Here is an 18,934-nt window from a genome sequence, read left to right as displayed (position 1 = left end):
CTTGCGGGGACTTGGGAAATCCCTTGATGCCGGAGATCTTCAGAACTGATCCGTGACGACGTGCGGAATGCGCGATGCGCGATGCGTGTGGGACGCGTGCGCTATACGGGGGAGTGGGGTGGGTTCCCGCAAGTCCCCGCGTCCCCGCGTCCGTGCAGGTCGGGCCGGGTGCGAGGGCCTTGCGGAGTCCCCGCACAGGTCCCCGCGGAGTCCCCGCACTCCCCGCAGAAGGGCCGGTCACGACTCGTGCCCGCCGGTGCCGCGGTCGGCGTGCACCTCGACGCGCCACAGGTTCTGCTTCCGGTGGCTGTCGACGACCATCACGACCTTGTGGGTGCCGAAGTAGCGGCCCTGCCTGGCCTTGAGCCAGATACCGAGCTGGTTCGCGCTGGGCGGCTCATCGCCCTTGCGCGGGACGTGGTTGGGCAGGCCCTTGATCAAGGCGCCAGTGGCCAGCGGCTCCGCGCCGTACGTCTCGCGCCACATCTCCAGGAAGAGAGCCCACTCCTGCAGCTCGTCGTCCTGGTCGCGTGCCTCGTTGCGGTCGGCCATCCAGCCCTCGACGCCGAGGAAGTCGAGCAGGCCAGCGATGAGGCTGGCCCACTCCGAGTAGTCGCCCTTACGGACGCGGACTTGGGGAGCCCCCGCGGCGACCCACGCCCGAACCAAGGTGACGAGGGCGGCGACCAGCGTTGAGGCGTTGTGGCGCAGCCAGGGCCGGAGGTCGCCGATGGTGAAGTTGTCGCGCTGGTCGGGGTCGGGGCAGTCAGGGTCCAGGCGGACCCACAGGACGCGGCGCCCGTTGTCCCCGCCGGTCCGCAGAGCGTTGCCGGTGACGATCCACAACCGGTCGTTGGGCATGGTCACCTTGGAGGTGGCGCCGAGGACGCGGTCCCCCCATACCTCGGAGGTCAGCAGCGCGGACAGGACCGGGCTCTTGATGACGTAGCCGTTGGGCAGGTTGTCGAGGACGACGACGGGCTGCCCAGTGCCGTACAGCTGCGTCGTGATGCTCTTGCGCAGTTCGGTGTCGTTCTCCGGCCAGGCCGTGTCAGCGATGCCGTAGCAGTGCCGGAAGATGTCCTTCAGCAGGGACTTGCCGGACCCGGCGGCCGTCGCGGTGAGCACGAACATCGGTGTCGGCCCGTCGAATGACGGCCGCAAGATCGGAGTGAGCAGCGCGCCGAGGTAGTGGGCCCGGTCGCTTGCCGAGACCCAAGGGAAGTCCTTCAGGACCTGGTCGAGGACGATGGCCTTCGCCCGGTCGAGGCTGTCCCGCGTCACTTGCGGGGCGAGGCGGCGCAGCGGCACCCGCGGTTCCAGGAACAGGCCCGTGGCCCGGTCGTAGCCGAGACCGTCGAGCAGCGTTCCGTCTCGCCGGATCACGGGAGAGGTGACGACACCGCGCAGGATCGGCAGCGGCCATGTCTTGCGGCCGAGGATTGTCGAGCAGCTCTTGGGCATGAGCAGCTCGCGTTCCTCTTCCAGCTGCTCGGTGAGCGGGTTCCGCTTCAGGACGAAGCTGGACAGGTGGTCGGCGAGGTACGCCCGGAGGTTGTCGGTGCCGAGCTGCTGGACGATCGGGTCGTCGTTGTCGTCGCGGTAGACCCAGCAGGGGCCGCCGGAGCGGGTGTAGAGGTCGGGCAGGCGGCCGTCCTTCATGAGCTGCAGGACGCCGTCGATGCCGTCGGCCTCGTTGGTGATGTCCAGCTCGGGGCGGGAGGAGACGGAGCGCAGCTGCGGGCCGCCCTGGAATCCCTCATGCGCGTCCGGGGCGTGGTCGGGGTCGAGGGCCGACGATCCGTCGGCGAAGTGCTGCGCGGGTACGGAGGACAGGCGACGGCGGGGCGGCTCGGTCCCGTACCCCCGTCGGCGCAGCTCGGCGGCGGCGGCCTTGAATTGCTCCGCGCCGGTGCCACCCTGCGTGAGGTGCGTGTAGGCGGCGAACTTGTCGTAGGGCGTCTCGGCCTCGAACGTCGTCGAGGTGGTGAAGACGTACAGCCGGTCGCGGTCCGCGGCGTGGCCTGTCGTCGCTGAGATCCCCTGGTTCTTGCCCTTGCGGCGCCAGTACGTCGTGCTGCCGCGCGTGAAGATCGGATCGAACTCATCGCCGATGATCTCCGGCCAGTCCGTCCGGCTCTCGTAGTCGTCGCCCGGTCGGACGCCACCTTCCGGAAGCTCACGCTTGGGACGGGGTGCAGTCTTCGCCTTCTCCTCACGGGGCATCGCGTCGACCATGTGGCAGACGGCGTGCACCGCTTCGAGCGTCTCCGCGTCGAGGGTCGGGATGCTGTCGGGCCCACCGGTCAGGCGAACGTATGGGCGTCCGGACGCGTGGACGGAGCCGCCTGACGGCTCGACCAGCCCGTACCCGCCCTCGCCACGTGTCTCGATGAGGACCTGAACGAACCTCGAGTTGGGCTTTTCCGCGAGGCGCTGCCGTTGTTCCGCGGTGTACTCGTCCTCGCGGATGAGGCGACTGGCCAACTTCTTGCTGCCGGTGACGCCGTCCTCGACACGGACGCGGTAGTGCACGCCACCGGAGGGCGACTCGCTTGCCCATCCCGTGGTGATGCTCTGCCACACCTCGCCGAGCCCGGAGCCCTCCATGATCTCGGTGACCTCGTCGAGGACACCTTCGCGAACGGCGACGCCCTCGAACTCCAGCATCTCGACGCCCCCGGAGACGCCGCCGTAGACCACGGCGATGCCGCGTGGGCGGTCACCGCCGAACCACTGGTCGTGTTCTTCTGGAGTGCTGCGGGCGACCTTGTACCGGAGCCAGGACACGGCCGGCTTCTTGCTGCCGTCGGCCTTGATAGGCAGGACGCACAGGCCTGCTTCGTGCAGGTCGCGGGCCGCCGCCCGGATGTCAGTGCTCTGCGCGTCGGTCAACGGGTGCTCCCGTGGTGCTTGGAGAGGTGGTAGGCCTTGATGCCAGCGACGAATGCGGCGACTCCGCCGGGCCCGCGGCGCCAGGTGGTCCGTCCGGACTTGTCCTTCACTCGGTCGTTCGCGGCGATGGGCCCTTCCAGGCGGTGCGGGCAGCCAGGGCGCAGGCACTCGTACTTGGCTCGCTGCCCGTCCAGGTCGACGAACAGGACGCCTTGGAATGGCGGGGGTACGGCCGTTCCGCCCGGGGTGTCCCGGGCGCGCGCGGCGGGGCTGGTCATCGGCCCGCCTGGTTGGAGGTGCGGGCGTGCCACGTGTCGACGGACTCGACGTGGCCGGCGGCGACCGAGGCCTGGAAGGCCGCAGCGCGCCGCATGTCCTCCTGGCGCTGGGCGACTTCCTCGTGCAGCTGCAGCAGCACGGTGTGGGGGTGCTGTCCCTGCGGGACGATGGCCATCCCCGTGCCGTCGGCCATCCAGATGACGATCGCCCTGGGCAGCCTCTCCTCCTCGGTGGCGCGCGACTCGTGCAGGATGATGCGGCTCTGTGCGGCGAAGTACTTCAGCGTCTCGCCCTCGAGCAGGCGGATCACCCAGTCGAAGACCACCGACGGTTTGCGGGTGATCCTGATCAGGTCGCCAACCGCGTCGAGGCACTCGGCAACGGAGGCTCCTGCGGTCAGCTTGCTGGCCTCGATGTTGGCCAGCGCCTGTGTGACCGCGGGCGTGGTGGACGGCGCGGCGGCCGTGGGAAGCTCAGCCATGAGCGGACCCTCTGGTTTCTACTTGCTGGCGCTTGTGGGTGCTTGTGCGGGCTGCTCGGACGGCGCCCCCGGCTGGACCCCGGGGGCGTCGTCGTGGGTGGCTGCTTCCGGCTGGAGTTCGGAAGCAGCGGGCTCGGTGAGCCCCATCTCGGCGAGCAACTCCGCTCGCCGGACGCGGAAGTGACGGCCCATCCGCACGATCGGGATAGGGAACTCGCCGGTTTCGATGAGCTTGTAGCCAGCGGTGGAGCCGATGTTCAGGGCGCGGAAGGCGTCCTGCGCGGTCGGCATGGCGGGGAGTGCGAGGGCCTCGGTTGGCGACAGGGCGTCCTTGGTGCTCATACGGGCACCGCCGTGGCGGCCGCGTGCTGCAGGAGGGCCGCGCGCCCTGCTCGCTCGCAGGGGATAAAGAGGATGTCCAGGTCCACACCAATCGTTGATGCGATGCGGCGGGCCTTGCCCTCGGTGAGGGTGCGCTGCGTGCCGGAGAGCAGCGCGCCGATGGTTCCGGTGGCCAGGCCGGTCGCGTCTGCCAGCTGGCGGACGGTGATCTTCTGGCCGGTGCCGATGCGCTGCATCAGGCGCCGCAGGAGGGGGCCGTCGACGTAGTACGTGCTTTCAGAGGTCATGTTTCTCCACTGAGACGTCGCGTTCAGTTTGTGCAACGCGCTGAGCATTGCACGACCTGAACGTCGTGTCCAGCACATGCAATGCGCCGGGCGTGCGTGTGCTTTAGGCCAATAAGCCGCGCGCCCTCTGGCGGTCGTAACTCATCACCTGAACAATCTGTTCAGGACGTGAGATGGCACCCTTGTTCATCAGTGCATATGCACTTGTGCAACATGAGTCACCTGAACGCCGAGGATCTACTAGTCCCCCAGGAGTGGCAGGATGCGCCGCATGGCTGCGAAGGACCTCCCCCCACGCAAGGAACACGCCCCACCCCGAACACAGTTCGCCGACCTGGTGCGTGATCGGCGGGCCGCCCTCAACCTTTCGCTGAAGACGTTCGCGGCGAACGCGATCGACCCCGAGACCGGCGAGCAGGTTGTGACGTACAGCTGGGTGCACCGCCTGGAGTCAGGGGAGTCGGTGACGCCCCCACAGCTTCCAGAGCTGCGTGGCCTGGCTCGTGCTGCGAAGGTGAACCTGGCGGTCATGCAGGACGCTGCAGGGCAGCAGTTCCACGGGGTTGACCCCGTCTGGGCAGAATCGGGTGAGGCCAAGGCGTACGTGCGGCGCTTGGAGGCGATGACCCCCGCGCAGCGAGAGCAGCTCATCCGCTTCTTGGACGCGGTTGTGCCGCCCGAAGATGTCGACTAAGCGATAACGCAGTGTGATTTACATGCTCAGAATTCATCCATTCGGGTCACCTGCTGTAAGGGAACCGTGCCTGCCTGTATCGCATCCCTTCCTGTAGTGCGATCATGTCGCTTCACCCCCACCCGTCACAGGGTTGAGGTGTCAGCGGTTAATCGAACGCAAGTGCGAGGTTGCGAGTGAGAGGGGGCGGAGATGGTCAACCGGCACAGGCCCGCAAGGGCTTGGTGGGAATTCCGGGACGATCTGCCCGATGGAGAGGTGCTCATGCCTGTACTGACACCCCGCGGCACGATGATTGCGGTGCGGCCGGGAGAGATGACCGACGAGCTGCTTGAAGCCGTCAACGCGATGCTGGCCCACGTGGTGGGCACGGGCATCTGGCAGCCTGGAGATGACGACCCCGAGGGGCCGACCACTTAGGGGGCACGATGCCGAATCTGCGCAGGGCAGGGGGGCTCACACGTCGGTGTGACTGCCGAGGTGCGGACGGCAAGAGGCTCGGAGCAGCTTGCCCACAGCTCCGAAAGAAGACCCACGGGAAGATCGATGTCAGCATTGATCTCGCCCCGGGTGAGAACGGGAAGCGCCGGCAGTTCCGGCGCACTGGATACAGCACAGTCACGGACGCCAAGGCCGACCTCTCCCGGCTGCAGGCGGTCCTCGACCTGGCGGGCGACGACGACGCGGACCAGCGCCGCGTCGGCGACCTGCTCGCCGAAGTGATGAGCACGCGCGCCCCGATTCCCGACCCTGCCGAAGTGCAGCGCAAGTTGGGGGTCGGCGTGCCGCTCGACGGCAAGCTGACGGTAGGGGACTACCTCGACCGCTGGATGAGCCGGAAGAAGACCAGGGCCACCACGAACAACGGCTACCGCTCCCACATCCGCGTGCACCTGAAGCCGCACATCGGCCATCTGCGTCTAGACCGGCTGACGGTCGGGCACTGCCAAGAGATGTTCGATGCAATCGCGGATGAGGCCGACGTGATCCGCGCCGAGAACGCAGCACGGCGCGAACAAGTCGCGCGGTCTAAGTGGGGGCGGCCTGGCTCGCCCCCTGCCTCCGAGCGCGCACGACTTGCCGCCGAGCGCGAGAAGCTGGCCGCGATGCCGCCGTTCCGCAAGGCTTCCGGGCCAGCCACTCGGCATGCGATCCGGCGCACGCTGCGCGCCGCATTGAACAAGGCAATCGGCCAGCAGCTCATCACCTTTAACGCTGCCGTGCACGTCGAGCTCGGGACGGTGGCACGCCCCAAGGGCCTGCTGTGGACCCCCGAACGCGTGGCCCGGTGGCGGGAGACCGGTGCGAAACCGTCCAGCGTGATGGTGTGGACACCCGAGCAGGTCGGCGAGTTCCTCGACGAGGCCGAGGCATCCCGTCTGTACGCCTGTTTCCACGTCATCGCTCACCACGGCCTGCGCAGGGGCGAGGCTGTCGGCGCGGACTGGGGCAACGTGCACCTGGACGTTGCACAGCCGCACATCGAGGTGCTGACCGAGATCGTTGTCGACGGCTGGACGCCCATCGAGACGGAACCCAAGACCGACTCGTCCATGGCCTCGGTGATGATCGACCGTGGGACCGTGGACGTACTGCGCGAGCATCGGGTGCGCCAGCTGGCCGATCGGGACGCCTGGAACGCATGGGCGGCCGAGCAGCGCGCCGAGGGCAAGTCCGTGGCGGACTGGGCGGATACGGGAAAGATTTTCACGGCGGAGGACGGGAATTGGCTCCACCCTGACGTCGTATCCAAGGAGTTCAAGCGGATCGCCGAGGCGGCAGGCCTCCCCCCGATCAACCTGAGAGATCTGCGGCACGGGGCGGCCGCACTGGTGAAGGCCGCCGGCGGCGACCTGCACGACGCCAAGGTCAAGCTCAGGCACTCCACGATCGCGTTGACCAGCGACACGTACATGGCACTGTTCCAGGAGTACGAGCAGGAGCTGACGGAGCGCGCGGCCGCCGTCGTGCCCCGAGCAAGGAAGGCACGTGACGGAGCCCCGGCGGCGGGCGCTGTTCCGCCACCGGAGCCCGCAGCGTCGCAGCCAGCAACACCAGATAGGGACAAGCGCACCGTAGCGCCGGGCACTGACAACGCGACCTCAGAGACGTAGAATCGGAGCACAGACGAAGGGCCTCTGACCTGCGGGTCAGAGGCCCTTTTGCTCTCACACTGCTCTCACGAGTGACGCGTAACGGCGCGGCACGAGGCGGTACGAGGCGGGGTTCATGGCGCGGCCCGTGCGTGCAGGAAGCGGCCCTGACCAGTAGGTACCGTGATCAGCCGGACCGTTGCGGTACGAGGCGGTACAGGGTGGGGTGATAGCCAATCAGACTTTTAATCCATTGGTTGTGGGTTCGAGTCCCACACGGTCTACCGAGAAGGCCCAGGTCGGGGAGTCCCCGAGCTGGGCCTTCGGTGTGTTCGGGGGTGCCTAGACGGGCAGTGCGGCCCTGGCGTGGTCGATGACGTTGCCGTTGGAGCAGTTGTTGGCGTGGTCTCCCACCCAGTCTCCGAGCACCGGAGTCACGGCGACTTCCTGGAGGCACACGGCGGCCGCCGTGAAGTTCCAGTTGTTGGCGGCGTTCACGCCGCCGCCGAAGTTGGAGTCGTTGTCGGCGTGGGCCGGTGCCGCCAGGGCGAGCGAGCCGATGACCAGCATGCCTGCGGTGATGATCTTCTTCATGAGCTGGCAAACGACGCCCGGCCCAGGGCGTCACGCATCGCCGGTCGCCCGAACGGACCCGCCTCGCCTGCGCCCTTGCTTCCCGCGAGCGACGCTGAGCCTGCCAGGGGGCCGATCCGGAGGTACAGCATGGGTTCCGTACGACGGGCTCTCGTGATGGTGCTCGTGCCGTTGCTCGTCGGGGTGTCGGCGGCCTGCGGGGGGTCCGAGGGCGGGAGCGGGAGTGGGAGAGCCAGTGACCGGGCTCGGCCTGCCGAGCTTGCCTTCGCGCACCCGGGGGTCCTCGTCAGCGAGGCGCAACTGGACCGCGTGCGCGCCCATGTCGCGGCGCGCGAGCAGCCCTGGCTGACGGCGTTCGAGCGGATGCGGGCCAGCAGGTACGGCGCCGACGACTACACGGCCAAGCCGTACGCCGTCGTCGAGTGCCCGGCCGGCACCCGCGCGGGCCGGGGCTGCGTCGAGGAGCGCGAGGACGCCATCGCCGCGTACACGCAGGCCCTGCTCTGGAACGTCACCGGCGACCGCGCGCACGCCAGGAAGGCCGTGCAGATCATGGACGCCTGGGCGCGGGTGATCACCCGGCACACCGGGGCCAACGCGGGGCTCCAGACGGCCTGGGCCGCCTCCTCGTGGGCACGCGCGGCCGAAGCCGTGCGTTACACCTACGACGGCTGGACCGACGGCGAACTCCTCCGCTTCGAGCGGATGCTGCGCAACGCGTACCTGCCCCAAGTGCGGGACGGCGCGGCCGACTTCAACGGCAACTGGGATCTCCTGATGGCCGACGCCACCATCAGCATGGCCGTCTTCCTCGACGACCACGAGTCCTTCGAGAAGGCGGTGACGCACTTCAGGACCCGCGTCCCCGCCTATTTCTATCTGGAGTCGGACGGCCCGCTGCCCGTGTCGCCCGCGGGCAGCGGCATCAACACCCCGGAGAAGCTCCAGAAGTACTGGTTCGGGCAGAAGACATTCGCCGACGGCCTTTCCCAGGAGACCTGCCGCAACTTCAAGCACGCCAGCTACTCCCTCGCCGCCACCGCGCACATCGCCGAGACCGCCTGGCATCAGGGCGTCGACCTGTACGGCGAGGTCCAGGAGCGGCTGCGGGCCGCGCTGGAATTCCACTCCAGGTACCAGCTGGGCGCCAAGGCGCCGGACTGGCTGTGCGGCGGCACGGTGCGGCGCGACATGGGTCCCGACACCGAGGTCGGCCTCAACCACCTGCGGGAACGGTTGCGGCTCGCCCTGCCGGAGACGGAGAGGCTCACGCGCGAGCAGCGGCCCGAGGGGACGGACGACCTGTTCGTGGCCTGGGAGACGCTGACGCACGCCGAGAATGTGTGAGCTGACGATGGACCGTCGGAAGGCGCCGTTCGCGGGTGGTTCGCAACCGGTTCGCTTTCACTCCCCCTGATGGCGTAGAGTTGCATTCAACGGCGCGGGGTGGAGCAGCTCGGTAGCTCGCTGGGCTCATAACCCAGAGGTCGCAGGTTCAAATCCTGTCCCCGCTACTAAAGACCGAAGGCCCGGATCCAGAAATGGATTCGGGCCTTCGGTGTTTTCCGCTGTCATGGGATGTCGTGAGCCGCGAGGGAAGTCGGTAACCCGGTCGGCCCACACCGGTCGCCCCGCACCGCCCCTCCGGGAACCCTGAGTGAGTGGGGCAGCGAGGAGCAATCGGCGGGGGCGGCGGCAAGCGTCCCGATGTGCGGCACGAGCGGGCGCTCGTGCGGGCTCTTCCCCTGCTGCTCATCGTCGCCGGGATCGTGTACGACGTCTCGACCCCGCCCAGGTTCACCGCCGTACCCCTCTTCACCGCCGCCCCGCTCATCGCCGCGCCCTTCTACTCGCTGCTCAGCACCGTCCTCATCGGCGCCGCCTCCTGCACCGCCGTGCTCGCCCTGCACTTCAAGACCAGCACCACCACCGACGTCGAGGCCGTCACCGAACTGATCACGGTGGTGACCGTCGCCGTCCTCGCCGTCGTCATCAACCGCGTCGTACGCCGCAGCGACAAACAGCTCGCGTCCGCCCGCTCCATCTCCGAGGCCGCCCAGCGCGCGGTACTGCCCCAGCCGGACCCCCGTATCGGTGGTCTCGACGTCGCGGCGCGGTACGAGGCCGCGGAGGCCGACGCGTTCATCGGCGGCGACATGTACGCCGTGCAGGACACCCCGCACGGCGTCCGCGTCATCGTCGGTGACGTACGGGGCAAGGGCATGGGCGCGGTGGCGGCCGTCGCCGTGGTGATCGGGGCGTTCCGGGAGGCCGCCGAGCAGGAGGCCACGCTGGAGGCGGTGGCGCAGCGCCTGGAGCGTGCGCTCGCGCGTGAGGGCACGCGGCGCGACGGGCTCGACGCCTTCGAGGGGTTCACCACCGCCGTCCTCGCGGAGATCCCGCACGGCGACGGTCTGGTGCGTCTCATCAACCGCGGGCACCCGGGCCCGCTGCTCCTGCGCGGCGACGGACGGCTGTGCGTGCTGGCCGCCACCGATCCCGCGCTGCCGCTGGGGATGGGCGAACTGGGCGCCTGGCCGGACCGCGCGGACGAGACGGAGTTCCCGCCGGGGGCGATGCTGCTGCTCTACACCGACGGGCTCTCCGAGGCGCGTGACGTCCGGGGCGAGTTCTACGACCCGGCGGCGCGGCTCGGCGGCCGGATCTTTCCGGGGCCGGGCGGCCCGGACGCGCTCTTGACGACGCTCGTCGAGGAGGTGCGGCGGCACACCGGCGGCGGGGGCACCGACGACATGGCGTTGCTCGCGGTGCGGCGGCCGCTGTCACCGGCCGTGACGGAAGGACACCACTCCGCATAACAACTGACGTACTGTCAAGGAGATGTGAAGCTCCGGTGTGTGAAGAAGTGGGGTCAACTCGCCCCGTTCCGGCCCCCGGTGTCCCGATAAGTGCGGGCCATGAGCGTTAACGATCAGTCGGAACAGCTTGGAATACCGGCCTGCTGTCTATTAACGTTCGATAACGCAGCGCGGTCGTCCCAGCCGTCACTCGAGTCGGCTCCGCGCGCACGCGCCTAATCCCGAAAGGGAGCCGGGGAACCACTAATTGGGGTGAATCGGGCATCTGTGCATCCGTGCCAGATGTTCGTAGGAGACCTTCCTGCTCCGAACCCGTCAGCTAACCCGGTAGGCGAGAAGGAAGGAAAGGAGTGCGCCCCAGTGGCGTCCAACCGCCCTGCCCCCCAAGGCGTTTACGTACCGAATGACGACGATTTCGGTGGGTACGACGACAATTCCTGGGAGGAATGGAACCCCACCGAGGAGTCCATCCGTCCCGTCCGCGGCAGGCACCGCGTGCACAAGCGGGGTGGTGGCGGGCTCGCCCGCAGCTCCACGGTTCTCGGCGTAGGCGTCATCGCCGCCGTCGGCGCGGGTGGCATCGCCACCGCGCAGGACGGCAAGCCCCCGGTCTCCATCGCGATGCCGGACCTCTCGGCCGTCACGGACTCGCTGCCGGAGGCCAAGTCGCTTCCGGGCGTGGGGTCCCTGATATCCGACGACTCCTCCGACGCGGGTTCCGCGGACAACGGCGTGGTGACCGCCGCCGCACCCCTCAGCGCCGCCGGTCTCAGCGCCGCCGACACCGAGCAGGGCAGCACGGACGCGGGCGAGGCACTGCGGGCCCGGATCATGGAGCAGGCCGAGAACCAGCAGGACCAGGCGGACGACGCGGTCCAGAAGGCCGCCGAGGAAGCCGCCGTGAAGCAGGCCGCCGAGCAGGCAGCCGCCAAGCAGTCCGCGGCCGAGAAGAAGATCGCCGCCGAGAAGGCCGCCGCGAAGAAGAAGGCCGAGGCCGAGGCCAAGAAGAAGGCCGAGGCGGAGCGCCTGGCCAAGCTCGCGAAGAGCTACACCCTGCCCGTCGCCTCGTACACGCTCACCGGCACCTTCGGTCAGCCCGGCTCCATGTGGTCCTCCGGCTACCACACCGGCCTGGACTTCGCGGCTCCGACGGGCACGCCCATCAAGGCCGTCCACTCCGGCACCATCAAGGAAGCCGGCTGGGCGGGGGCGTACGGCTACCGCACGGTCCTCGAACTGGACGACGGCACCGAGGTGTGGTTCTGCCACCAGTCCTCGATGAACGTCAGCGCGGGCCAGAAGGTCACCACCGGCGAGACCATCGGCCGCGTCGGCGCCACCGGCAACGTCACCGGCGCGCACCTCCACATGGAGGTCCACCCGGGCGGCGACTCCACCGGGGTCGACCCGGCGGCGTGGCTGCGCGGCAAGGGCCAGTCGATCTGAGGCAACCCCGGCACCCCGGCGGTCCTGGCGACAACCCCCCGACGTCAGGGCTGCCGGTTCGGCGTGCGCGTCCCAGCCGATGGAATCCGGATCCCGTTGTACGGAATGCCGAAGTCCGCAAGGGCGTTGATCCCCTCATGACTTCTCTCCGCAAGCTTGGCTCGTCCGACCTCGAGGTCTTCCCGCTCGCCCTGGGCGGCAATGTCTTCGGCTGGACGGCCGACGAGGCGCAGTCCTTCGACGTGCTGGACGCCTACACCGCCGCCGGCGGCAACTTCATCGACACCGCCGACGTCTACTCGGCCTGGGTGCCGGGCAACAAGGGCGGCGAGTCCGAGACCGTCATCGGCAACTGGTTCGCCGCGCGCGGCAACCGCTCCGACGTCGTGCTCGCCAGCAAGGTCGGCGCCCACCCCGACTTCAAGGGCCTGTCCGCGCACACCATCAAGGCCGGTGCCGAGGAATCGCTGCGCCGCCTGCGCACCGATTACATCGACCTCTACTACACGCACTACGACGACCCGACCGTCCCGGTCGAGGAGGTCATCGGCGCGCTCGACGACCTGGTGACGTCCGGCAAGGTGCGCGCCATCGCCGCGTCCAACGTGACCCCCGAACGCCTCCAGGAGTTCCTGGACTTCTCCGACCGCGAGGGCCTCGCCCGCTACTCGGTCCTTCAGCCGCACTACAACCTCGTCTCGCGCGACACGTACGAGGGCTCGCTGGAGCAGGTCGCCTCGCGCTCCGGTCTGGCGGCCGTCCCGTACTACGCGCTCGCCTCCGGCTTCCTGACCGGCAAGTACCGTCCGGGCGCGCAGGTCGAGAGCGCGCGGGCCGAGGGCGCCGGCAAGCACCTGGAGACCGAGCGCGGCCGTCGCGTGCTCGCCGCGCTCGACGAGGTCGCCGAGGCCCGCGGCGCCGAGCTCGCGACGGTCGCCCTCGCGTGGCTCGCGGCCCAGCCGACGGTGGCGGCACCGATCGCCTCGGCCCGTACGGTCGAGCAGCTGCCCGCGCTGCTCGCGGTGGGCGAGCTCGAACTGACGGACGCCGAGGTGTCGAAGCTGACGGCGGCCTCGGCCTGACCGCCTAACCCCGGTAGGGGTTGTACGCGGGGTAGCGGTTGTACGCGGGGTAGGGCATCGCCGGCTGGGCGTACGGCTGTGGGTAGGCCGGGGGGCGGTATCCGTACGGCGGCGGCATCGGCACGAGCACGGGTGCCGTCGCGCGTGCCGCGTAGGCGAGGGCGGGGCGCGCGGCCTCGCGGCGCTCCCACAGCGCGTGCAGCAACTCCCGCTCGCGTACGACGAAGTCGGCGCCCGCCTTGCCCCGGCGCCCGCGGTGACGCAGGAGCGCGAGAGACGTCGCGTACGCCTCGTACTGGGCGACCGCGCGGGCCGCGGCCTTGCCCTGGGTGTACGAGGCGTAGTCGCGGGCGAGGGTGCGGGCGCGCATCGTGCCGAGTGCGTACGGCTCGGGGGCGGTGAGCCAGCCCGCGATCGCGTACGCGGGCAGTTCCGCGCGCACGGTGCGCAGGGCGCGCTGCCTGGTCCAGATCGCCAGCCAGGTGAGCAGGCCGAACGCGGGCAGCATGAACGTCGCGTACACGGCGAAGAAGCCGTAGTCGCCGAAGCTGGCCGAGCCGTTCCACAGGGCGTGCAGGCCCATCGCGAGGAGCAGTCCGGCGATCGGGAGCAGGACGCGCCGCCAGTTCTGCCGGTCGGTGCCGAGCGCGGCGATGCCGAAGCCGATGCCGGTGAGCACGGTGAACAGCGGGTGCGCGAAGGGCGACATCACGACGCGCACGAAGAAGGTCGCCGCCGTCACGGACGCGATGCCGGTCTCGCCGTTGAGCTGGTCGGTGCCGAAGGCGCTGCCGAGATAGAGGATGTTCTCGGTGAACGCGAAGCCGGTGGCGGTCACACCGGCGATCACGACGCCGTCGACGATGCCGGTGAACTCGCGTCTGCGGAAGAGGAAGACGAGCAGTACGGCCACGGCTTTCGCGCTCTCCTCGACGATCGGGGCTATGACCGTCGCGCCGAGGGTGTCCGCGCTGGTGGGGTCGGCCGTGGCGGTGGCTATCCAGCGGGTCGCGAAGCTGTTCGCGACGATGGCTATGAGGGCGGCCGCGCAGGCGCCCCAGGCGAAGGCGAAGATCAGGTTCCGCCAGGGGCCCGGCTGGACCCGCTGCAGCCAGCGGAAGGCTGCCACCAGGAGCGGCACGGGCAGGGTCGCGAGACCCAGCCCGACCAGGAAGCCCTGGGTGCCGGTCTGCTCCCTGACCAGGGCCAGGATCACCAGACCCGACAGGGCGAGCAGCGTGACCAGGGCGGCCGCGCGTATCGCCCGCCGCTGCCACCAGCGCGCGTGCCGCAGCCCGGCGGGCCCTGCGGGGGGCATCGGGGGGTGAGGGTGCGCTGAACGGGTGGCCACCCGTTGACCCTAACGAGGGACGGGGGTGGGCCGCGACGGTGTCTCGGTGCGGGTGGGCCGTATCTCAGTCCGCCTGGGCGCCTGTCCTGCGGAACAGCAGGTCGTGGACGACGTGCCCCTTGTCCAGGCCCTGGCCCTCGAACCGGGTGAGGGGACGGAAGGCGGGGCGGGGTGCGTATCCGCCGTCGGCCTCGGTGTTCTCGAAGGCGGGGTGCGCGGTGAGCACTTCCAGCATCTGCTCGGCGTACGGCTCCCAGTCGGTCGCGCAGTGCAGCACGGCGCCGGGCTTGAGGCGGGGCGCGGCGAGGTCGAGGAAGTCGGGCTGGATGATGCGGCGCTTGTGGTGGCGGGCCTTGGGCCAGGGGTCGGGGAAGTAGACGCGCAGGCCGTCGAGGGAGGCGGGCGGGAGCATTTCGCGGAGCAGGATGACGGCGTCGCCGTTCGCGACGCGGATGTTGTCCAGGCCGTTCCGCTCGGCGAGGCCGAGGAGGTTTCCCTGGCCCGGGGTGTGTACGTCGACGGCGAGGATGCCGGTGTGCGGGTCGTCGGCGGCCATCTGGGCGGTGGCTTCGCCCATGCCGAAGCCGATCTCCAGTACGACGGAGTTCTTGCCGGTGAACATCGCGGCGAGGTCGAGGACGCGTTGCCCGTCGATGTCCAGGCCCCACTTGGGCCACAGCCGCTGCAGGGCGTCCGCCTGGCCGGTGGTGACGCGGCTCCTGCGGGGCTGGAAGCTGCGGATCCGCCGCTCGAAGTGTGAGCCCGCGGGGTCCGGGGCGGGACCGTCCGGGAAACGGGGCTCGCCCTTCGGGCGGGGGGCTTGGGGGCGCTCGGGGGTGGCGTTCGACTCAGGCACAGTGGTGGGATTTTAGTCCCCAACCCCGCCCCTTCCCGAAAACTCGCTCTGGCGCGAGGGCCTTGGTGGCCGCCATCACCGGCTCCGCCGAGTTCGTCCTCAAACGCCGGACGGGCTGGAGATTCAGCTGCGGGGCGATCGGGTGGGTGGGCGGGAAATATAGCCCCTCCGGCGTTTGAGGAGCGGGGTCTGGGGCGGAGCTCCAGTTCTGGGAAGCAGGGCTCGCCCCTACAGAACCGCCAGCACCCGCCGGGCCACCGCCCTCCCGATCGGGAGCGAAGCCGTCGCCGCAGGTGAAGGCGCGTTCAGTACGTGCACCGCCCGCACCCCCTCCCGGATGAGGAAGTCGTCCACCAGCGTCCCGTCGCGCAAGACGGCCTGCGCCCGCACCCCCGCCGCCACCGGCACAAGATCATCTGAGGTCACCGCGGGCAGCAGCCTCCGCACGGCCGTGGTGAACGCCTCCTTGGAGAGGGAGCGCCGGAGCTCCCCGGCCCCGTACCGCCAGTGCCGCCCGGCGAGGCGCCAGGAACCCGGCCAGCTCAGCGTCCCCGCCAGCTCCCGTGGCCGCACCACACCCCATCCGTACCCCTCACGGGCCAGCGCCGGCACCGCGTTGGGGCCCACGTGGACCCCGCCCCCGATGCCCCGCGTCAGATGCACCCCCAGGAAGGGGAAGGCCGGGTCCGGCACCGGATACACCAGGCCCCGCACGAGATCGGGCCGCGCCAGGTCGAAGTACTCCCCGCGGAAGGGGACGATCCGCATCCCGGGGTCGTCACCGGTCAGCATCGCCACCTGGTCGCACTGCAGTCCCGCGCAGTTGACCAGGACCTTTCCGCGCACCACCGAGCCGTCGGCCGTGCGGACGGCCACCCCGAGCGACGCGCGGCGGTCGATGCGGACGACCTCCGCGCCGTACCGGACATCGGCCCCGGAGGCGTCCGCGAGGTGCTCCGCCACCGAGCCGTAGTCACAGATCCCCGTGGTGCCGACCTGGATCGCGGCGAGGCCCCGCACCTCCGGTTCGTACTCCGAGATCTGGGCGGGGCCCAGCTCCCGCACCGGAATGCCGTTCTCCCGGCCGCGCTGGACCAGGGCGTGCAGGCGGGGCAGCTCGGAGCGCTCCGTGGCGACGATGAGCTTGCCGGTGACCTCGTGCGCGATGCCGTACTCCGCGCAGAACTTGACCATCTCGGCGGCGCCCCGCACCGCGTACCGCGCCTTCAGGGAGCCGGGGCGGTAGTAGATCCCGCTGTGGATCACCCCGCTGTTGCGGCCCGTCTGGTGTCTGGCGGGGCCGGGCTCCTTCTCCAGGACGGTGACCCGCGTCCCCGGCGCGGCACGCGTGATGGCATATGCCGTCGACAGACCGACGATCCCGCCGCCGATCACCAGCACATCGCAGTCGTACGCCACGGCCCGGACCATCCCGCATCACCTCCCACCCCGATAGTGCACTGCGCCACTGACAACGCCCTCAAACCCGGCGAGGTCCGCGGGGTTACAGGGTGCGTAAATGCTGTTGCCGTTCCGGCGGCGCCCGGATGGGGAGGGTGCACGGGCACGGCGGGCTACGCGGGGGCCACGAGCAGCGGCCTGGCGCGCTCCCGCAGCTCCACCACCCGCGGCTCGTCCCCGTACGGCTCCAGGCGGTGCAGGAGGTCCTTGACGTACTCCGTGGTCCGCGCGGACGAGATGCGTCCGGCGACCTCCAGGGCGCGTGTGCCCTGCTCGCAGGCCGCGTCGAGGTTCCCCGACTCCAGCTCGGCGACCGCCGACACCACGAGGCGCAGGCCGTGCGAGCGCACGAACTCCTCCGTCGGCCGCGAGAGCGCCTGCTCCGTGAAGCGCCGCACCTGGCGGGGCGCCTTCAGGTCGCGGTAGCACTCGGCGGCGTCCGCCGCGAAGCGGTCGTATCCGTAGAAACCTAGCCATGACGGGTCGTTGTCGCCGTCCCGGGCCCGCTCCAGCCATCCCTCGGCCGCCCGGAGGGCGGCTCCCGCCGCCTGTGCGTCATTGGCGCGCGCGTGCGCGCGTGCCTCGACGAGGCGGAAGAAGCTCATCGTGCGCGCGGTGGCCAGACCGCGGTTGCGCTCCAGGGCCGCCTGCGCGAGGTCGACGCCCTCGTCGCCGAAGCCACGGTAGGTCGCCTGGAGGGACATGGAGGCCAGGACATACCCCCCTAAGGGGACGTCGGCCGCCGCGCGGGCCAGGCGCAGGGCCTGGATGTAGTACCGCTGGGCGGCCTCCTGCTGGCCGGTGTCGAAGGCCATCCACCCGGCGAGCCGGGTCAGCTCGGCCGACGCCCCGAAGAGCGAGCGGCCCACCTCGTCGGAGTACGAGCCGAGCAGCAGGGGCGCCGCCTCGACCCGCAGGCACTCCGGGACCATCGACGAACGCCAGTCCCCGCCGCCGTACTTGGAGTCCCAGCGCCGGGCGTCCTCGGCGGCCTCGCGCAGCTTCACCACGTCGCTGTGGCCGACCTTCATCGGATGCCCGCTGTTCGCGCCGTCGTCGGCGTGGCCCAGCTCGCGGGGCTCGTCCAGGACGACGTCGCGGGCGACCGAGCTGTCGGCCGGGGTTATCAGCCAGCGGGAGGCCGGTGTCGCGTACGCGCTCACCGCGAAGGAGCCGGCGAGCGACTGCCAGATGCCGCCGCTGCCCGCGCGCCTGCCCGCCAGATCGAGGCGGTAGAGCTCGGTCGCCGACTTCACCGCGGCGCCCACGTCGCGCGGGAAGGCCAGGCCCACCTCGGGCGCCGGGTCGGCGTCCGCGAGCCCGATCTCGTGCAGGGGAACGGGGCGGCCGAGCTTCTGCCCGATGGCCGCGGCGATGAGGTGCGGCGCGGCGCCCTGCGGCACCATGCCCTTGGACACCCACCGGGCCACCGACGTCTTGTCGTATCGAAGCGTCAACCCGCGTTGGGCGCCGAGGTCGTTGACCCTGCGCGCGAGTCCCGCATTGCTGATTCCCGCGAGGGCGAGAACGGTGCCGAGTTTTTCGTTCGGCCCGCGTTGCTCCCTGGACATGCGCCACCCCTCGACACAGACGGCTGCCGTGCGATGGCTTGACCGCGACGGCATTCGTGCTGCGTTCCCTCAGGGGCAGCGGCGTCCGCGACTACGACCGCCGTGGCCCGGAACCTCGGCCGCAAGAGCATTTGGCCGAGCCCCCAGGTATATGCCTCCGCGAAAACATCAGCACACACAGCGTAGTTCGCCGAATCCCAAGCGTTAAGAGGCGCAGTTCCGTATGGCGAGATTGTTGCCGGTAGGGGAGCGGGGGAGTGCCGGGGTGTGCTCCGGGTGTGTGGCCGTGCGCCTGCGTGTGCGCTCTTCACCGGCCATAAGGGGAGCGCTTCCATTGTCGGTGCGTGGGTCGGCCCGCTGCGCTGGAGTCAGTGGGCTGGGGGACACCGCCGCCTCCATCCCCGCGGGCGGCGGACCGGTCCGGGGGGCGAACACCGCCTCCCGGACTGTGTGTTGCCGATGACGGTTCCGCTGCGCGCGTGCCATCCCCTGATTTGGCCGAAAATCGCCTCTTCGGACGCCGGGGTCGTGCGCCCCGGCGCAAAGAATGCGCCGTGGTCGCGCCTTTCAAGTACCGCTCCCTCGCGGCAGATCGGCGAGAGCGTGAGCGACCCCGCAGCCACTCCCGCGCGCCTCCTTCGTGGCAGCATGGGACCCCAGTTCTTCGATGCACTGGTTGTCCA

At 70.0% G+C, this 18,934-nt stretch carries 17 protein-coding genes, 2 tRNA genes and 1 riboswitch; of the genes, 9 read left to right on the top strand and 10 right to left on the bottom strand.

Going from position 1 to position 18,934, the window contains the following annotated elements; genetic code table 11:
* Window positions 1-237: 237 nt before the first annotated feature.
* Genes AB0I66_RS24505 through AB0I66_RS24485 form a run of 5 tightly spaced genes read right to left on the bottom strand, consistent with a single transcriptional unit; the run spans window position 238 to window position 4,284 of the window.
* Window positions 238-2,895: a bifunctional DNA primase/polymerase gene (locus AB0I66_RS24505; RefSeq protein ID WP_363210090.1), complete on the bottom strand. Its 2,658-nt coding sequence runs from the start codon at window positions 2,893-2,895 to the stop codon at window positions 238-240.
* The gene (locus tag AB0I66_RS24500; RefSeq protein WP_363210089.1) at window positions 2,892-3,173 is read right to left on the bottom strand and encodes a hypothetical protein; all 282 of its coding nucleotides are present in this window, start codon (window positions 3,171-3,173) and stop codon (window positions 2,892-2,894) included. Before AB0I66_RS24500 ends, AB0I66_RS24505 begins: the two co-directional genes overlap by 4 nt.
* Complete coding sequence (locus AB0I66_RS24495) at window positions 3,170-3,655, bottom strand: hypothetical protein (protein ID WP_363210088.1); 486 nt, start codon at window positions 3,653-3,655, stop codon at window positions 3,170-3,172. The genes AB0I66_RS24500 and AB0I66_RS24495 overlap by 4 nt, the downstream gene beginning before the upstream one ends.
* A gap of 18 nt (window positions 3,656-3,673) precedes the next feature.
* The gene (locus AB0I66_RS24490) at window positions 3,674-3,997 is read right to left on the bottom strand and encodes a hypothetical protein (protein ID WP_363210087.1); all 324 of its coding nucleotides are present in this window, start codon (window positions 3,995-3,997) and stop codon (window positions 3,674-3,676) included.
* The gene (locus tag AB0I66_RS24485; RefSeq protein WP_363210086.1) at window positions 3,994-4,284 is read right to left on the bottom strand and encodes a helix-turn-helix transcriptional regulator; all 291 of its coding nucleotides are present in this window, start codon (window positions 4,282-4,284) and stop codon (window positions 3,994-3,996) included. The genes AB0I66_RS24490 and AB0I66_RS24485 overlap by 4 nt, the downstream gene beginning before the upstream one ends.
* A gap of 271 nt (window positions 4,285-4,555) precedes the next feature.
* Here AB0I66_RS24485 and AB0I66_RS24480 point away from each other — a divergent pair, with 271 nt between their 5' ends.
* The 4 genes from AB0I66_RS24480 (at window position 4,556) to AB0I66_RS24465 (ending at window position 7,355) form a co-directional block, all read left to right on the top strand.
* Window positions 4,556-4,978: an XRE family transcriptional regulator gene (locus AB0I66_RS24480; RefSeq protein WP_363210085.1), complete on the top strand. Its 423-nt coding sequence runs from the start codon at window positions 4,556-4,558 to the stop codon at window positions 4,976-4,978.
* 264 nt (window positions 4,979-5,242) lie between these two features.
* Window positions 5,243-5,398, top strand: a complete 156-nt coding sequence (locus AB0I66_RS24475; RefSeq protein ID WP_363210084.1) for a hypothetical protein — start codon at window positions 5,243-5,245, stop codon at window positions 5,396-5,398.
* 8 nt (window positions 5,399-5,406) lie between these two features.
* Window positions 5,407-7,092, top strand: coding sequence for a tyrosine-type recombinase/integrase (locus AB0I66_RS24470; RefSeq protein WP_363210083.1), 1,686 nt, complete (start codon window positions 5,407-5,409; stop codon window positions 7,090-7,092).
* A gap of 172 nt (window positions 7,093-7,264) precedes the next feature.
* Window positions 7,265-7,355 (top strand) — tRNA-Lys (locus AB0I66_RS24465).
* A 58-nt stretch (window positions 7,356-7,413) separates the two neighbouring features.
* On the opposite strand, the gene AB0I66_RS24460 is transcribed toward AB0I66_RS24465, so the two are convergent.
* The gene (locus tag AB0I66_RS24460) at window positions 7,414-7,665 is read right to left on the bottom strand and encodes a hypothetical protein (protein WP_363210082.1); all 252 of its coding nucleotides are present in this window, start codon (window positions 7,663-7,665) and stop codon (window positions 7,414-7,416) included.
* A gap of 129 nt (window positions 7,666-7,794) precedes the next feature.
* On the opposite strand from AB0I66_RS24460, the gene AB0I66_RS24455 reads away from it, so the two are divergent.
* From AB0I66_RS24455 to AB0I66_RS24435, 5 genes are all read left to right on the top strand, one after another.
* Window positions 7,795-9,012, top strand: coding sequence for an alginate lyase family protein (locus AB0I66_RS24455; RefSeq protein ID WP_363210081.1), 1,218 nt, complete (start codon window positions 7,795-7,797; stop codon window positions 9,010-9,012).
* 93 nt (window positions 9,013-9,105) lie between these two features.
* Window positions 9,106-9,179 (top strand) — tRNA-Met (locus AB0I66_RS24450).
* Window positions 9,180-9,344: 165 nt separating this feature from the next.
* Complete coding sequence (locus AB0I66_RS24445) at window positions 9,345-10,484, top strand: PP2C family protein-serine/threonine phosphatase (protein ID WP_363210659.1); 1,140 nt, start codon at window positions 9,345-9,347, stop codon at window positions 10,482-10,484.
* Between the two features lie 202 nt (window positions 10,485-10,686).
* A riboswitch (cyclic di-AMP (ydaO/yuaA leader) is annotated at window positions 10,687-10,833 on the top strand.
* 11 nt (window positions 10,834-10,844) lie between these two features.
* Window positions 10,845-11,930 carry a M23 family metallopeptidase gene (locus AB0I66_RS24440; protein ID WP_363210080.1) on the top strand — a complete coding sequence of 362 codons (1,086 nt, stop codon included), beginning with the start codon at window positions 10,845-10,847 and terminating at the stop codon, window positions 11,928-11,930.
* Window positions 11,931-12,067: 137 nt separating this feature from the next.
* Window positions 12,068-13,012 (top strand): aldo/keto reductase, encoded by a 945-nt coding sequence (locus AB0I66_RS24435; RefSeq protein WP_363210079.1) that lies wholly within the window; start codon window positions 12,068-12,070, stop codon window positions 13,010-13,012.
* A 4-nt stretch (window positions 13,013-13,016) separates the two neighbouring features.
* On the opposite strand, the gene AB0I66_RS24430 is transcribed toward AB0I66_RS24435, so the two are convergent.
* From AB0I66_RS24430 to AB0I66_RS24415, 4 genes are all read right to left on the bottom strand, one after another.
* The gene (locus AB0I66_RS24430; protein WP_363210078.1) at window positions 13,017-14,330 is read right to left on the bottom strand and encodes a PrsW family glutamic-type intramembrane protease; all 1,314 of its coding nucleotides are present in this window, start codon (window positions 14,328-14,330) and stop codon (window positions 13,017-13,019) included.
* Window positions 14,331-14,427: 97 nt separating this feature from the next.
* The gene (trmB, locus tag AB0I66_RS24425) at window positions 14,428-15,219 is read right to left on the bottom strand and encodes a tRNA (guanosine(46)-N7)-methyltransferase TrmB (protein ID WP_363210077.1); all 792 of its coding nucleotides are present in this window, start codon (window positions 15,217-15,219) and stop codon (window positions 14,428-14,430) included.
* Between the two features lie 228 nt (window positions 15,220-15,447).
* Entirely contained in the window at window positions 15,448-16,650 is a 1,203-nt protein-coding gene (lhgO, locus tag AB0I66_RS24420; protein ID WP_363210076.1) for an L-2-hydroxyglutarate oxidase, read from the bottom strand.
* A gap of 143 nt (window positions 16,651-16,793) precedes the next feature.
* Entirely contained in the window at window positions 16,794-18,251 is a 1,458-nt protein-coding gene (locus AB0I66_RS24415) for an MFS transporter (protein ID WP_363210075.1), read from the bottom strand.
* Window positions 18,252-18,934 lie beyond the last annotated feature (683 nt).

The sequence above is a fragment of the Streptomyces sp. NPDC050439 genome (genome assembly GCF_040655335.1).
GTDB lineage: Bacteria > Actinomycetota > Actinomycetes > Streptomycetales > Streptomycetaceae > Streptomyces.
Note: the sequence above shows the minus strand (reverse complement) of the source record. Positions and strands in the feature narration are given on the sequence as shown.

Coding starts and splice junctions, on each gene's coding strand:
- AB0I66_RS24415 (WP_363210075.1), bottom strand. CDS start 18,251: ATGTCCAGGGAGCAACGCGGGCCGAACGAAAAACTCGGCACCGTTCTC.
- AB0I66_RS24490 (WP_363210087.1), bottom strand. CDS start 3,997: ATGAGCACCAAGGACGCCCTGTCGCCAACCGAGGCCCTCGCACTCCCC.
- AB0I66_RS24455 (WP_363210081.1), top strand. CDS start 7,795: ATGGGTTCCGTACGACGGGCTCTCGTGATGGTGCTCGTGCCGTTGCTC.
- AB0I66_RS24495 (WP_363210088.1), bottom strand. CDS start 3,655: ATGGCTGAGCTTCCCACGGCCGCCGCGCCGTCCACCACGCCCGCGGTC.
- AB0I66_RS24460 (WP_363210082.1), bottom strand. CDS start 7,665: ATGAAGAAGATCATCACCGCAGGCATGCTGGTCATCGGCTCGCTCGCC.
- lhgO (WP_363210076.1), bottom strand. CDS start 16,650: ATGGTCCGGGCCGTGGCGTACGACTGCGATGTGCTGGTGATCGGCGGC.
- AB0I66_RS24435 (WP_363210079.1), top strand. CDS start 12,068: ATGACTTCTCTCCGCAAGCTTGGCTCGTCCGACCTCGAGGTCTTCCCG.
- AB0I66_RS24480 (WP_363210085.1), top strand. CDS start 4,556: ATGGCTGCGAAGGACCTCCCCCCACGCAAGGAACACGCCCCACCCCGA.
- AB0I66_RS24470 (WP_363210083.1), top strand. CDS start 5,407: ATGCCGAATCTGCGCAGGGCAGGGGGGCTCACACGTCGGTGTGACTGC.
- AB0I66_RS24500 (WP_363210089.1), bottom strand. CDS start 3,173: ATGACCAGCCCCGCCGCGCGCGCCCGGGACACCCCGGGCGGAACGGCC.
- AB0I66_RS24475 (WP_363210084.1), top strand. CDS start 5,243: ATGCCTGTACTGACACCCCGCGGCACGATGATTGCGGTGCGGCCGGGA.
- AB0I66_RS24430 (WP_363210078.1), bottom strand. CDS start 14,330: ATGCCCCCCGCAGGGCCCGCCGGGCTGCGGCACGCGCGCTGGTGGCAG.
- AB0I66_RS24485 (WP_363210086.1), bottom strand. CDS start 4,284: ATGACCTCTGAAAGCACGTACTACGTCGACGGCCCCCTCCTGCGGCGC.